The following is a 243-nucleotide window of genomic DNA, read 5'->3' on the forward strand; positions in this document are numbered from 1 at the left end:
CGCGGATTGGGAACCCCCCCACGCGGAGTGCAGGATCGTATAGACAACCTGGGTAGAAAAGCTGCTACCCCCCGCGGGCCGCCCCGCGGTACCGCCCGGCTGCCGCCTGCCGGATCTGATAACTTTTTTGTGGTGCAGGCATCCTCTACCAATAACGATGCAGGCCTGCGGCTTTCTTCCCTGCCATGGGCGCCGGGACAACCCTTACGGCCTCCCTGGCACAGCAGCCCTACCGGGGTACTC

1 protein-coding gene is annotated in these 243 nt (G+C 64.6%); it reads left to right on the forward strand.

The window, feature by feature from the left end; translation table 11 throughout:
- Positions 1 to 27: 27 nt before the first annotated feature.
- A partial coding sequence (locus tag KVT36_RS32010; RefSeq protein WP_217607482.1) for a hypothetical protein occupies positions 28 to 243 on the forward strand: 216 nt, incomplete at its 3' end.

This window comes from Chitinophaga sp. GbtcB8 (assembly GCF_019091455.1).
Taxonomy (GTDB): Bacteria; Bacteroidota; Bacteroidia; order Chitinophagales; family Chitinophagaceae; genus Chitinophaga.